Consider the following 231-nt stretch of genomic DNA (forward strand, 5'->3'; position numbering starts at 1 on the left):
CCACGCAATCCGCGGATCGGCGGAATCGCGTCGATCAGCGGCAGCAATTGCGTGACGTCGTTGACGTTCGCGCCGGTCAGGATCGCGGCGAGCGGCGTACCGTTGGCGTCGGTGACGATGTGGTGCTTGGAACCGGGTCGCGCGCGATCGGTAGGGTTTGGCCCAGTTTTTGGCCTGCCCCAACTGCGCGAATCGACGACGAGTCGAAGACCACATGGGAGAAGTCGATCT

1 pseudogene is annotated in these 231 nt (G+C 63.6%); it reads right to left on the reverse strand.

The annotated features are described in order from the left end of the window. Window positions 1–231 (reverse strand): annotated as a pseudogene (locus tag ACV22V_RS32735) (transposase); the annotation flags it as partial.

The organism is Burkholderia sp. AW33-5 (assembly GCF_053427615.1).